This window comes from Paenibacillus mesotrionivorans (assembly GCF_046098205.1).
In the GTDB taxonomy this organism is placed as follows: domain Bacteria; phylum Bacillota; class Bacilli; order Paenibacillales; family NBRC-103111; genus Paenibacillus_AR; species Paenibacillus_AR mesotrionivorans.
The window spans coordinates 510,059-522,879 of sequence record NZ_JBJURJ010000001.1; the positions used below are offsets into that span (position 1 = coordinate 510,059).

The 12,821-nt window shown below is 55.9% G+C and carries 15 protein-coding genes; 1 reads left to right on the plus strand and 14 read right to left on the minus strand.

All coding sequences use genetic code 11. The annotated features are described in order from the left end of the window. Nucleotides 1-309: 309 nt before the first annotated feature. From ACI1P1_RS02410 to ylxM, 13 genes are all read right to left on the minus strand, one after another. Nucleotides 310-771 (minus strand): YraN family protein, encoded by a 462-nt coding sequence (locus tag ACI1P1_RS02410; RefSeq protein WP_416214741.1) that lies wholly within the window; start codon nt 769-771, stop codon nt 310-312. Continuing rightward, a complete protein-coding gene (locus tag ACI1P1_RS02415) occupies nt 768-1,073 on the minus strand; it encodes an EscU/YscU/HrcU family type III secretion system export apparatus switch protein (protein WP_416214742.1) in 306 nt (101 codons plus the stop codon). The genes ACI1P1_RS02410 and ACI1P1_RS02415 overlap by 4 nt, the downstream gene beginning before the upstream one ends. Beyond that, on the minus strand, nt 1,070-2,830 hold the full coding sequence (locus ACI1P1_RS02420) for a hypothetical protein (RefSeq protein ID WP_416214743.1): 1,761 nt from the start codon (nt 2,828-2,830) through the stop codon (nt 1,070-1,072). The genes ACI1P1_RS02415 and ACI1P1_RS02420 overlap by 4 nt, the downstream gene beginning before the upstream one ends. Nucleotides 2,831-2,976: 146 nt before the next feature. Continuing rightward, nucleotides 2,977-3,585 (minus strand): ribonuclease HII, encoded by a 609-nt coding sequence (locus tag ACI1P1_RS02425; RefSeq protein WP_416214744.1) that lies wholly within the window; start codon nt 3,583-3,585, stop codon nt 2,977-2,979. Between the two features lie 225 nt (nt 3,586-3,810). Further along, nucleotides 3,811-4,686, minus strand: a complete 876-nt coding sequence (ylqF, locus tag ACI1P1_RS02430) for a ribosome biogenesis GTPase YlqF (RefSeq protein WP_416214745.1) — start codon at nt 4,684-4,686, stop codon at nt 3,811-3,813. 15 nt (nt 4,687-4,701) lie between these two features. Further along, nucleotides 4,702-5,286: a signal peptidase I gene (gene lepB, locus ACI1P1_RS02435; RefSeq protein WP_416214746.1), complete on the minus strand. Its 585-nt coding sequence runs from the start codon at nt 5,284-5,286 to the stop codon at nt 4,702-4,704. Nucleotides 5,287-5,364: 78 nt separating this feature from the next. Further along, on the minus strand, nt 5,365-5,709 hold the full coding sequence (gene rplS, locus ACI1P1_RS02440) for a 50S ribosomal protein L19 (RefSeq protein WP_416214747.1): 345 nt from the start codon (nt 5,707-5,709) through the stop codon (nt 5,365-5,367). A gap of 182 nt (nt 5,710-5,891) precedes the next feature. Continuing rightward, a complete protein-coding gene (gene trmD / locus ACI1P1_RS02445; RefSeq protein WP_416214748.1) occupies nt 5,892-6,764 on the minus strand; it encodes a tRNA (guanosine(37)-N1)-methyltransferase TrmD in 873 nt (290 codons plus the stop codon). Next, complete coding sequence (gene rimM / locus ACI1P1_RS02450; protein WP_416214749.1) at nt 6,761-7,282, minus strand: ribosome maturation factor RimM; 522 nt, start codon at nt 7,280-7,282, stop codon at nt 6,761-6,763. The genes trmD and rimM overlap by 4 nt, the downstream gene beginning before the upstream one ends. Nucleotides 7,283-7,442: 160 nt before the next feature. Continuing rightward, nucleotides 7,443-7,673, minus strand: a complete 231-nt coding sequence (locus ACI1P1_RS02455; RefSeq protein ID WP_416214750.1) for a KH domain-containing protein — start codon at nt 7,671-7,673, stop codon at nt 7,443-7,445. A gap of 23 nt (nt 7,674-7,696) precedes the next feature. Further along, on the minus strand, nt 7,697-7,969 hold the full coding sequence (gene rpsP, locus ACI1P1_RS02460) for a 30S ribosomal protein S16 (RefSeq protein ID WP_416214751.1): 273 nt from the start codon (nt 7,967-7,969) through the stop codon (nt 7,697-7,699). 117 nt (nt 7,970-8,086) lie between these two features. Beyond that, entirely contained in the window at nt 8,087-9,454 is a 1,368-nt protein-coding gene (gene ffh / locus ACI1P1_RS02465) for a signal recognition particle protein (RefSeq protein ID WP_416214752.1), read from the minus strand. A 46-nt stretch (nt 9,455-9,500) separates the two neighbouring features. Next, the gene (gene ylxM, locus ACI1P1_RS02470) at nt 9,501-9,854 is read right to left on the minus strand and encodes a YlxM family DNA-binding protein (RefSeq protein WP_416214794.1); all 354 of its coding nucleotides are present in this window, start codon (nt 9,852-9,854) and stop codon (nt 9,501-9,503) included. 918 nt (nt 9,855-10,772) lie between these two features. On the opposite strand from ylxM, the gene ACI1P1_RS02475 reads away from it, so the two are divergent. Continuing rightward, on the plus strand, nt 10,773-12,014 hold the full coding sequence (locus tag ACI1P1_RS02475) for an MFS transporter (RefSeq protein WP_416214753.1): 1,242 nt from the start codon (nt 10,773-10,775) through the stop codon (nt 12,012-12,014). 4 nt (nt 12,015-12,018) lie between these two features. Here ACI1P1_RS02475 and ACI1P1_RS02480 read toward each other — a convergent pair whose 3' ends face one another. Then, nucleotides 12,019-12,666 carry a TetR/AcrR family transcriptional regulator gene (locus ACI1P1_RS02480; protein WP_416214754.1) on the minus strand — a complete coding sequence of 216 codons (648 nt, stop codon included), beginning with the start codon at nt 12,664-12,666 and terminating at the stop codon, nt 12,019-12,021. Nucleotides 12,667-12,821 lie beyond the last annotated feature (155 nt).

Sequence of the window (12,821 nt, forward strand, 5' to 3'; positions counted from 1 at the left end):
ATGAACCTCCCTTTCTCTACTAGGGGCTGTCTTCAAACTCCGAGGGGAACAGATTTCGGCGAATTTTTGTTCCTGGCAAGGCACTTTTGTGAAGGCGTACCGGGGGGGGGGGACGTCAAGCGATGGTAATGATAGCCCGGGACGAAAAGGCGATAAAAGATCCCCCCAAGCGGTTTTGCAGACAGACCCTAAGCCCGCTTTATGCATTCATTTTACTAAATAACGGCTTTTTTGTGTAGGACGAAAAAAAGAAGCAGCGCCTCACCAAGGAGGCGGTGCTTCATTGGAATGCGCCGATCCCGGCGGTGGCTAAAAGGCATTGGGGATGTGCGTGATATCCGCCTTAGCTTGGACAGAGCCTGCGGTGACGGCAACCACATCAAACCGGCAGGAACGGGCCATCTGGCGGGTGGCATGCAGGTAAACAAGTGCAGTATCCCGGACCTGCTTCTGCTTGCGGGCATCCACGGACTCTGCCGCCGTCCCGAACCGGCCCGATGGACGGCGGGTGCGGACCTCCACAAAAATCAGGCGGCCGTCCGCTTCGCAGATAATATCGATTTCCCCGCTTCTTGCTCTCCAGTTGCGCTCCAAAATCTGTACGCCCAAGCTGGACAAATAAGCCGCCGCTTGTTCTTCGCCCCATCTCCCCAAGGCCTTGCGGTGATCGGCGGAACGATGGTTCGGGCGGCTGTCCTTGATCGGGCGGCTGTCCTTGATCGGGCGGCTGTCCTTGATCGGGCGGGTCGGCTGCTTTTCCTCCCTGGTCATCCTCCGTTATCCCTCCATTCTCGCGCCTTTTTGTCCGAGCGGTATACGAAGGATAGAATTTCAGCCACCAGCTGATACAGCTCACCGGGGATTTCCTGCTCGATATCCAGCTTGGACAATACCTCTACAAGGGATGAATCCTCCTGGACCGGAACCCCGGCCTCCTTGGCCTTGCCCAGAATGGCCTCGGCTACTTGTCCCTTGCCTTTGGCCACCACTACAGGCGCCTTGTTGGCAGAGGGGGAATATTTCAACGCCACCGCCTTTTTGACGGCGCTGGCGGGCTGCTCCGGTTGTGTCATATGCGAACGTCAACCCCTTTGTAGGGCGTGGTGTAGTAACGGCTGGCTGCCAATGATGCCGCTGTTGGGCCATGGTCCCCCGTTTGGCTGTCCGTACCGGCTTCAGCCCCCAGCGTCAACGGCTCCGGATAAGGCAGCACCTTCATGGACAACAGCTGGTAGCCGATCTTGTCCAGCCCCTCCCGGATGTCCTCCCGGTGCTCCTCCAGAAGCTCCCCAATTTCGGGAAAGTCATTGTGGACGCGAAGCGCCACAATCCTGTCCGTCACTTGAACATCCACCAGTGTGGTTCCCAAGGTACGCATATCCAGATCGAAGACCAGATGACAGTTCCGGGCATCCAGCTGGCCGTTGGCGCCTTTGCGGGATTGGATATGAACCGCCGCCGTCTGGCTGCCGTTCTGGTTCATAATGGGCAGCATCAAGGTCATATGCGTGAACATGGCGGTCCGGTCCGGTGTTAACAGCAGCTGCTGGCCGGTGACCTGCTGCACCAGCTGCTGCGCCTGCTCGCGGACTGCAGGCGGGGCATCCTCCGCTGCGGACAGCTGCAGCAGCAGGCCCTTCAGCGTGGCGGTGTCCGCCGCCGCATCCGCCTCCTGCAGCGGCGCAGTGCCTGCCGGCGGCGGTGCCGCTTCGCCGGCGCGGGTGTGGGGCGGCTGCGCATGGGCGCCGCCCTCATGGGGGCGTGCCAGCTGCAGCTCATGCTGCACGCCCAGTGCCTTTAGGAGCCTGCCCACCCACGGGGCAGGCTCCCTGGCCATGGCGGGGGCTTCGCCCTCCCCGCCGGGCCCTTGGCCGCCGGCGGCGGCCCGCGCGCTGTGCGCGCCTGCGGCAGCGGCTTCGCCGCGGGGCGGCCCCGCAGGCGCGGGGGCCGCTTCGGCGCCGCCGCTGCTGCGGGCGGCGGTGGCCGCCTGCTCCGCGGCGGGCGGCGCCTTCGGCTGCGCCGCGGCTTCGCCGGCAGCGGCTGGCCGCGCGCCTGCCGCCGGGGCGTCCGCGCGGGCAGCGTGCGCGGCCTGGGCGGCTTCGCCCGCGGTGCGCGGCCCCGGCGCAGGGGCTGCGCCAGCGTCCGCAGCCTGCGGCATAGCGGGCAGGGCCTCCAGCGCCTGCTTCACCTGCACCATCAGCTGCCGGGTAGCCGGACTGACAGCGGCATCAGGGGCATCCCTCCCCAGGAAGCTGGGAAGCTGGCTGCCCAAATTCTCGATGGTCCGGCTTACCCCGCCCCCAAAAACCGTCCGGTGCAGGGAAGCCACCGTCTCCTGGGTCAAGGGCAGGCCGCGTTTCATGGCCAATAGCGCAGATTGCCGCCACTCGCCGTCTGCCGCGCCTTCAGGCTGGCTGGCGGCCATTTCGGCGTAGCTCTGAACATTTTCCCGGGTAAGCGGCAGCTTGGCCTGATGCAGGTCCTGCAGCGCCCTTCGGTTGGCGGGAGTGTCCTTCAAGTCGAAGCTTTTGAGCAGTTCGGCTAACGAAGGCTCCGGGATCTGCACCTGGGATACCTCCACAGGCTTCAGCACAACCTTCCCGGCCATAGACTCCGGCTGGACCTGAAGCAGCGCCGACTGCCCCTTGGCCAGAGGCGCCTCCAGATGGGCCTGAACATGGGCGCCGCCGATATTCATCAACGCATCCTGCTCGGAGAGCATCTGAAGCACCACCCCCCGCACGATCTGGCCTACCTTGAGCTCCAAGGTTTTGGCATCGGATACGTGGCTGTCTCCAATCACACTGCGGAGCAATTGGCTGATATTCAAGGCTTCCCCCTCCTTCCTAGGCTGATCTTCCGGGATTTATTTTTAACCGGCGATTCTTTGGCGTCACCGGCTCTATGATTATTTATCTTGTATTACTTTATCGGCAAAAACCCTTTTCCTGATGAGCCGCAGGTATAACCTAATACTCAGAACAGCTCCTGCTGCTGAGCCAGGATTTTACCGAGAAAGCTTCTTCTATGCAAAGGAGAGGGCCCATGGGTCTCCAAAGCCTCCCGGTGCTGCTTGGTTGCGTAACCTTTATGTATGGCAAGGCCGTATTCCGGATAGTCCAGGTCCCAATGGAGACACATCCGGTCCCGGGTTACCTTGGCAATGATCGAAGCCGCGGCGATGGATTGGCTGAGCGCATCCCCATGGATAATCGCCAGCTGCGGCAGCGGCACATCCACCTTTTCCGCGTCCACCAAAAGATAATCCGGCTTTGTCTCCAGCTTGTCCAAGGCCTGCTTCATCGCCAGGCGGGCCGCCTGCTTGATGTTGATTCGGTCCACTGTTTCCGCGTTAGCATACCCGATGCCAATGGCCAGGGCCTGCTCGCAGATGATATCGTATAAAACCTCCCGGCGTTTCTCCGAAAGCTTCTTGGAATCGTTGACCCCTTCTATCACCAGTCCCTGGGGCAATATCACCGCCGCCGCTACCACATCCCCGAAGAGACAGCCACGCCCCACCTCGTCCACTCCGGCAATCAGGCTGTAGCCGCTGGCCCACAGCTCTTTTTCATAATCCAGCATTCCTTATTCCCCTATCCATGACAAATTCCGTGCGTGAGAAACAATGGATGTTCCTTCTCTTATTATACCTGCTGTGTCAACGTTCTGCCCTATCACCAAAAAACCGCCCCCATCAGGAGCGGTTCCATCTGCACCGTATGTTATGCTGCTGCCGCTGCTGGATCCACAGCCGGTTTGCATCTGCTTATCCGGTGTGCAACCGTCTTTTTCCACAGCCGCTTCAGACTACGCCATATCCGGACGTTCCAGGCTGATGCGCCCCAGCTTTCCGGCACGCAGCTCACGAAGAATCAGGGTGGATGCCTTCCCCAGATCCACACGGCCTCCGGAGACCACACAGCCCCGTTTGCGGCCGATGTTCTCCATCACTTCAATGACGGTTTCAGCCTCGGAAAGGTCCGCAGGCAGCTCTCCGATGCCATAACGCTCGGACAGCACTCCCGGGTATGCTTCGGCTATATATCGAACGGCATAAAAAGCCACTTCATCCGCCGGCATAATTTCTTCCTTGATCGAGCCAATGGTTGCCAAACGCAAACCCACCTGCTGGTCCTCGAACTTAGGCCACAGGATACCCGGCGTATCCAGTAGCTCCAGCTCTCCGCCTGCCATCTTGATCCATTGCTGGCCCTTGGTGACGCCCGGTTTGTCTCCTGTAGCGGCCACCTTGCGTCCTGCCAGCTTATTGATCAGCGTGGATTTGCCCACGTTGGGAATGCCTACGATCAGAGCACGGATCGCCCGGGGGTTCATTCCTTTGCGCTGGCGGGCCTCCATCTTCTCGGCCATCAGCTTCCTGCATCGCGGCACAATGTCCCGCGTTCCGCTTCCGGTTACCGCGTCAATGGGCAGCGCATCCAATCCCTTCTCCTGAAAAAAAGCGACCCAGTCCGCAGTAGCGGCCGGATCGGCCAGATCAAGCTTGTTCAAGAGTACCAGGCGGGGCTTATGCTGCAGGATGGTATCAACCATCGGATTGCGGCTGGACAGGGGGACACGGGCATCGATAAGCTCGATGGCCACGTCGATGAGCTTCAGCTTTTCTTCAATCTGCCGTCTCGCCCTGGTCATGTGGCCGGGAAACCACTGAATGGTTGCCATCTTTCTCACCTCACCTTAATGCTTGATAAATCCCAGCTTGGCCAGGGGCCAGAAGCGGACATCCGCACGGCCGACAATCTTGTCAAAAGCAACGGTGCCGATTGCGCGGCTGTCCTGGCTGTTGACCCGGTTGTCGCCCATGACGAATACCTTGCCTTCTTCAACCGTGATCTCCGAAAAGTCCACGTTGTAATTGCTGTTGGTCCGGGCCTTGTAATCGTCAACGGCTTCCTGCAAGTAGGGTTCCTTTAATTCTTCCCCGTTAATAAACACTTTATTGTTTTGGATCTTGATCTTCTCACCGGGCAGAGCAACGACCCTCTTAATATAATCCACACCCGTGGGCGCATGAAACACCACCACTTCACCACGTTCGGGAGTACGGATATTATAGATGATCTTGTTCACGATAAGCCGTTCTCTGGTATGGAAATTCGGTTCCATGGAGGGCCCGTCCACAATGAACGGTGCAAAAATAAACCAGCGGATAATAATAACGAGAACGGCGGCGATAAACAGCGCCTTCGTCCATTCCCACGCTTCGCTCTTCATTGAAACAGCCTGTGCCGGTTGTTCGGGCAATTGTTGCTCCTGTTCCATTCTCGTGAGCCTCCATCCCTAAAACTCCTCAAAAAACCGAAAGGAGGCTTGTGCTGTGCCCAAGCCCCCTGTTCAATCTTATCGGATTTCGGTAATTCTTGCTGCCTTGCCGCGAAGTGCGCGCAGGTAGTAGAGCTTAGCGCGACGAACCTTACCACGACGGGCTACTTCGATTTTATCGATCTTCGGGGAATGGAGCGGGAATGCTCTTTCCACACCAACACCGTAAGAGATTTTACGAACGGTAAACGTTTCGCTGATGCCACCGCCGCGACGCTTGATCACAACGCCTTCAAACAGCTGGACCCGTTCGCGGGAACCCTCGATAACCTTCACGTACACCTTCAGGGTGTCGCCTGGACGAAAGCTCGGAATATCCTTGCGAAGTTGTTCCTTGGTAATTTCTTGAACCAACAAATTCATTTGACTTCCTCCTTCCACACAGGTGTTCATTCCGCTTATCGGCCTACATCCCAATTGATGAGCCGCAACCGCGTAGAGGACCACCGTTATCAAATCACAACATTAAATATACTAACATATCTGCAGGCGCATAGCAATGTTTGTCTCAACTTTTTTTGATAACTATTTACCAGCCGTCCGCCTCACTTCTGCTCCCTGTTCAAAGCCGCCTGCCGCTTCAGCTCCGCCAGCCATTCCTTGTCCTTCTTCGACAGCTCCACATCCTTCAGCAGCTCCGGACGCCTTCTGTAGGTTCGCTCCAGAGACTGTCTGCGCCGCCACAGCTCGATATTCTCGTGATGGCCGGACAGCAGCACCTCCGGCACCTCCCAGTCACGGAATTGAGCCGGCCGGGTGTAGTGGGGATATTCCAGAAGCCCCGTGCTGAACGAATCCGTAACCGCAGACAGCTGATTACCAAGAACCCCGGGCAACAGACGCACTACACTGTCGATGACCACCATAGCAGGCAGCTCCCCGCCTGTCAGCACATAATCTCCGATGGAGAGCTCATCGGTGACCAGATGCTCCCGTATGCGTTCGTCGTAGCCTTCATAGTGGCCACAGATGAAGATCAAATGCTCCTCCCGGGACAGCTCCTCCGCCTTCCGTTGGGTGAAGGTCTCCCCTTGCGGGCACATGAGGATCACCCGCGGTTTTGGTTCAGCGTTGGGCAGATCTACCAGCGGCTCATCCGGCTTACCTTCTGGCACTTCTGCGGACGGATTCTCCTGCACGTCCATCAGACCCTCTACATCGTTTCTGTCAACGGTACCGGGATAATGGCGCTCCATTAATTCCTCCACCGCGGCGAAGATCGGGCCGGGCTTCAGCACCATCCCTCCCCCGCCGCCGAAGGGATAATCATCCACTGTGTTATGCTTGTTGTTGGCATAATCCCGGAAATTCAAGGTGGACAGGGAAACAAGCCCTTTTTGGCGGGCTTTTCCAAGAATACTCGCGCCGAATACCCCCTCGAACATCTCGGGAAACAAGGTCAGAACATCGATCTTCATTCCAGCAGTCCTTCCATCAGCTCAACGGTAACCTGCTTGTTATCCACGTCTACCTCAAGCACGACCTCATCAATAACAGGCAGGAGCAGATCGCGGCCTTTGGGGCGTTTGACCACCCAGACGTGGTTGGCTCCGGGAGTCAGAATTTCTTTAATCTCGCCCAGCTTTTCCCCGCCAGCCGTCACCACCGTACAGCCCAGAATCTCATGGTAATAGTATTCGTCCTCGTCCAAGTCGGCCAGGCTCTCCTCATCCACCTTCACCAGCCAGCCCTTGTACTGCTCCACTTGGTTGATGTTATCCCATCCCTGGAAACGGGTAATGAACATCCCCTTATGCTCGCGGGCCTGCTCTACCTGGGTTTGGATCTGCTTGCCGCTCTCCGGCTCCACCAGAATCAGCTTGCTTCCCTTCACAAACCGCAGCTCCGGAAAATCCGTCTGGGACAGAATTTTCAATTCCCCCCGGATGCCGTGGGTGTTGACGATTTTCCCTACATTATATAGCTTGTCGCTCATGCGATATACACTTCCTTATATGTGGAATGCGGTCCATTCTATAGCTACAGCATTTCAAGCCGGCTTTCTTCCCCGCTTGTCCGGAACAGAAGAAAACCCTCTTCAAATTCTGTCTGATGATGCAAAAAGGGGCAAGGTTGCCCTCACCCCTTCCAATTGCTCATGATACGATTTCAACGCTAACCCGCTTGTTCTCCTTGACAGCAGCCGATGTGACAACTGTGCGCAAAGCTTTGGCGATGCGTCCTTGCTTGCCAATCACCTTGCCGATATCGGTGGGGTTCACGGTAAGCTCGTACACGATTTCCTGACTACGCTCCACGGCATTTACGCTGACATCTTCCGGATGATCCACCAACGCCTTAGCGATTACGGTTATCAGATCTTTCATATGCCGCCCTCCGTTAAGCCAAATTACTTCTGCAATTTGGACTCATGGAACTTTTTCATAATGCCGGCTTTGCTGAACAGGTTGCGGACGGTGTCGGACGCTTGCGCGCCGTCGCCCAGCCACTTGAGCGCCTTCTCCTCGTCGATTGCGACGGTAGCAGGGGCGGTCAGCGGGTTATAAGTACCGATTTCCTCGATAAAACGACCGTCACGGGGAGACCGGGAATCAGATACCACCAGACGATAAACGGGAGCCTTGTGGGAACCCATACGCTTCAGACGAATGCGAACTGCCATTGTTGTTTCACCTCCTTAACAGAATAACGCGGTAACATGGTCCGTGCCGTAGGCCAGATAATGTTACACAGCGCTTCGAATTTGGCAAAGCAAAATTAAAGGAATGTCCTTATATTTTCAAAAAGGAAACCGTCCGCCCTTGCCCATCTTGCCGAACATGCCGCCTTTTTTCTTGCCGTTGCCCATCATGCCGGAGAACTGCTTCATCATCTTCCGCATATCCTCGAACTGTTTGATGAAGCGGTTGACCTCCACCACCGTATTCCCGCTGCCCACAGCGATACGCTTGCGGCGGGTAGGACTCAAGAGCTCCGGCTTGGCGCGCTCTTCCTTGGTCATGGATTTGACGATGGCGGCCGTACGGGCCATTTGCTTCTCGTCGATCTTCACGTTCTTCATCTGGTCCTTCATCTTGCCCATACCCGGCATCATATCCAGGATCTGGTCCAGCGGACCCATCTTCTTGACCTGCTCCATCTGCTCCAGGAAATCATCGAAGGTAAACTCGGCCTTGCGGAGCTTGCGCTCCATTTCCTTGGCTTTGTCCGCGTCGATGTTGGCCTGGGCCTTCTCGATCAGGGTCAGCACATCCCCCATGCCGAGAATCCGGGAGGCCATCCGCTCAGGATGGAAGGGCTCCAGAGCATCCATCTTCTCGCCTGTAGCAGCGAATTTAATGGGACAGCCGGTAACCGCCTTAACGGAGATGGCTGCGCCGCCGCGTGTATCATTGTCCAGCTTGGTAATGATGACACCCGTCAAACCCAGCTGCTTATGGAAGCTGTCCGCCACATTCACGGCCTCCTGGCCGGTCATGGCATCCACCACAAACAGAATTTCGTCCGGCTGGACAGCCTCCTTGATCTTCGTCAGCTCCTCCATGAGAGCTTCGTCGATATGGAGACGCCCCGCGGTATCGATCAGCACATAATCATGACCGTGCTCCTTGGCGTGGGCGATGCCTTGTGTAGCAATGTCCACCGGATTAACATCCGCCCCGGGAGCGTATACCGGCACCTTCAGCTGCTCGCCCAATACCTGCAATTGCTTGATGGCGGCAGGCCGGTAGATGTCCGCAGCCACCATCAGAGGCTTGTGGTTCTGCTTTTGCAGATATTTGGCCAGTTTGCCGGTAGAGGTGGTTTTACCCGCACCCTGCAGACCTGCCATCAGGATAATGGTAGGCGGGCGGTTAGACCGGGCCAGCTTGGCCTGAGTGCCGCCCATAAGAGCGGTTAGCTCCTTGTTGACGATATCTACTACCACCATACCCGGCGTGAAGCTCTTCATCACTTCCTGGCCGATGGCGCGTTCCTTGATCCTGGCGATGAAGTCCTTGACGACCTTAAAGTTGACGTCCGCCTCCAACAGGGCCAGGCGCACTTCTCTTAAGGCTTCGTTGACATCATCCTCCGTCAGCTTGCCCCGGGACTTCAGCTTTCCGAACACATTCTGCAGCCTGCTGGCTAATCCTTCAAATGCCATGTGCCCCGCCTCCCGCAAGTCTAATGATTCTGTATACGGCCCCAACTCATGGGGTATCGTCCTTCACTTCTATGGTCAAAAGCCGGGAGAGCAGCTCCAGCATCCGCCTGCTGTCTTCCCCCTGCCGCCGTTTAATCAATGCTTCCAGCTCACTTGCCGCTTGGCTCTTGCGGGCAAACTGCTCCGCCAGCCGAAGCTTGCCCTCGTAATCCTCCAGCGACTGCTCGGCCCGCTTCAGGTGTTCGTAAACCGCCTGCCGGCTGACCTCAAAATCCGCCGCAATTTCACCGAGGGAAAAATTGTCCTGGTAGTACAAGGACAGGATGGATTGCTGCTTGTCCGTCAGCAGCGCTCCGTAGAAGTCGAACAGGGTGTTTACCCGGTTCGTCCGTTCCAGCAGCGTGTCATCTTCCATCTTCAGGTGACCCTCCCGTTCCGAATGCACCTCGCATCCGGGAGTGGACGCGGCAACCGCAGCAGCCCCGCCGGAGCGTGTAAAGGTTCACTCCTTTACACCGAACATTGACTATATTAGCGGATCCTTGTGCAGATGTCAAGCATATTACCTTGTCACTCCCTCTTTCATACCTTTGGTCCAGGCCAGAGGCCGGATAAAGTTTAGGAAGCTTCGGATTTGGCAAAGCCAAATCGAAGGGCTCTCTTGCAGCTGAACTCGAAATTTCATATATAATTTCGCCGATTTTATCATTTCAGCGGTTTATACTCGAAATTTCATATATAAATGGCCCTACCCCTGCGATTTCCCTGGATTGTATATGAAATTTCATATATAACCTCTCCATCTGAGGGTATTTACAAATTTATACTCGCTTTTTCATATACAACCAACAGTGTGTCAGCCATCCAAGAGCCTCACCGGCCAACAGCATTCCGCTAACCATCCTCATTCCGCACATCCGACTTCATACCAGCACTTAACTCCTCTCACATTTAACACATCCGATTCCACCACACCAGTTAAGTAACAACCAGCATAAACATCCGGTTTCGCTCAGCACTTAACCAACCCGTACTTTCCGCACATCCGTTCTCCCGCTCAGCAGCATCCATCCCGCTAGCCAACATCCATCCACCCGCCAACAAACGGTCAACCATCCAATCCCCCGTCCGCCCCAACCCGTTCCTCCAACCCGGTTATCCCCCTCTTTCCCCGTGACAGCGCTGTCTCCCTGCAGGAAATGTATGTTATACTGGTAAAAGTCGAATGGGCGCGGAGGCCGCAAGCTGCAACAATAACGTAAGAACGGAGGTTTTGACAACGGAACAGCCTAGACTTGCAGGAAGTCCGATTTCACGTTTGGTCAACAATCATTTTCACGCGTTAACCCACCGCAATTTCCGGTATTATTGGTTCGGACAATGTGTTTCCCTCATTGGAACCTGGATGCAGAACATCGGCCAGTCCTGGCTGGTGCTAAAGCTGACAGGCTCCCCTTTTCTGTTGGGGCTCGTAGGCACCATTCAATTTTTGCCGGTGACCTTCTTTTCCCTGTTTGCCGGACTAGTCATCGACCGTTTTCCCAAAAGAACCATCCTAATGGTGACCCAGACCGTCGCCATGCTTCTGGCCTTTATTCTTTCCGCCCTGGTATTCAGCGGCAAGGTAGAGTACGGATATATTCTGGTGCTGGCCTTTCTGTTGGGCATGAACAATAATTTTGATATGCCTACCCGCCAAGCCTTTACCATTGAAATTGTGGGCAAGGACGATCTGATGAACGCCATTGCCCTGAATTCCGCCACCTTCAATCTGGCTAGAATTATCGGCCCTGCCATTGGCGCCTCCATGATGGCATTTTTAGGTGCGGGCTGGTGCTTTTTGCTCAACGGCTTCAGCTTTCTGGCAGTGCTGTTCAGTCTGACCCGCATCAAGGCGACGCCGTATGTCCGGCCGAAGAAACCAGGCACCGGCATCTGGAGTGAAATCCGGGATGGCTTCGTTTACATCGCCAATGACCGGGTGTTGTCCCAGACCCTGCTGCTCCTGGTGGTCATCGGTGTGCTGGGCTTTAACTTCAACGTGCTGATCCCCTCCTTTACCCAAAGCGTGCTGCATATGGAGGAGGGCACCTACGGCTTCCTGATGTCCTGCATCGGGGTAGGTTCGCTGATCGGTGCTATAACCCTGTCCGTCCGCAGCAAAGGCGGGCCGCGCATGAAGCTGATCCTTACCTGCAGCGTGCTGGTGTCGGTATTTTTGTCCACCATCGGCTTCACCCGCAACCTGTATGTGACAGGCCTGGCGCTGGCTGTGCTGGGCATTTGCAATATTTTGTTCACCACCAGCTGCAACTCCACCCTGCAGATCCATTCCAAGGACGAATACCGGGCCAGAGTTATGAGCATCTACTCCCTAGTCTTTACCGGCTCTACTCCATTGGGCAACTTCTTTGCCGGGATCGCGGCGGAGCATCTGGGACCGGACGGGGCTTTTATATTAAGCGGAGTTCTCGCCTTTATTCCTATCGTGTGCATCATCCTTTATTTCCGCCTCCGCAAACCCGCGGCCAACCCCCGGGAAGAAACAAGCGGCGCCTAAACTCTCATTGAGGCGGCTCGTCAAGGCTGGACGACCGGAAAATCCGTTTGGGTCCAAGCTCGTTCAGCTTCATCATCAGAGCCGCCATTTCCTGCGGGGTAAGCTCCATCCCTGATTCCAGCCAATGCTGGATAACCCCCAGATGAGCGGATACAATATAAGCCACCAGGTAATCTCTCGGAATGGACAGCTTGCTGTCATCCGGCTGGAATTTCATCGATTTTTTCCTCATATCCTCCATCATGGCCTTTTTCCAATCCAGAAAAAAGCAGGGATCCCCGTTCGGCCCCATCATAACCGAAAAAAACCGGGAATGCCTGGAAAAATATTCAAAAGCCCCTATTGTGTTAGGCTGTGTTATCTGCGGCGGATTGCCGGTTCCTGTTCCCGGTCCGGAGCAGTGGCGCTCCGAGGCTCTTAGCATCGACTCCGTCAGCCCCTTCAGCACCTCCTCCTTGCTTTGCTCCAGCAAATCCTGAATATCCCGGTAATGCAAATAGAACGTGCCTCTGTTTAATCCCGCCCGCTGGGTCAAATCCCGGACGGTCAGCCCTTCCAGTCCCCGTTCCTCGATCAGATCAATGAGCGCATCCCGCAGCATTTGCCGGGTCCGCAGAATACGCCGGTCCACCGTGGACTCTTCTGTTGTCATGTATATACCACCCCGAATTAATCAACATACTCGCATCCTGTGGCGATTACCGGACAGATTGCAAAATAGTGACTATTGCATTTGCCGCGAATCTCCCTATAATAGGCATATGGTCTTTTAATGGACACTGTGTTTATTACTATACCACATGTTCA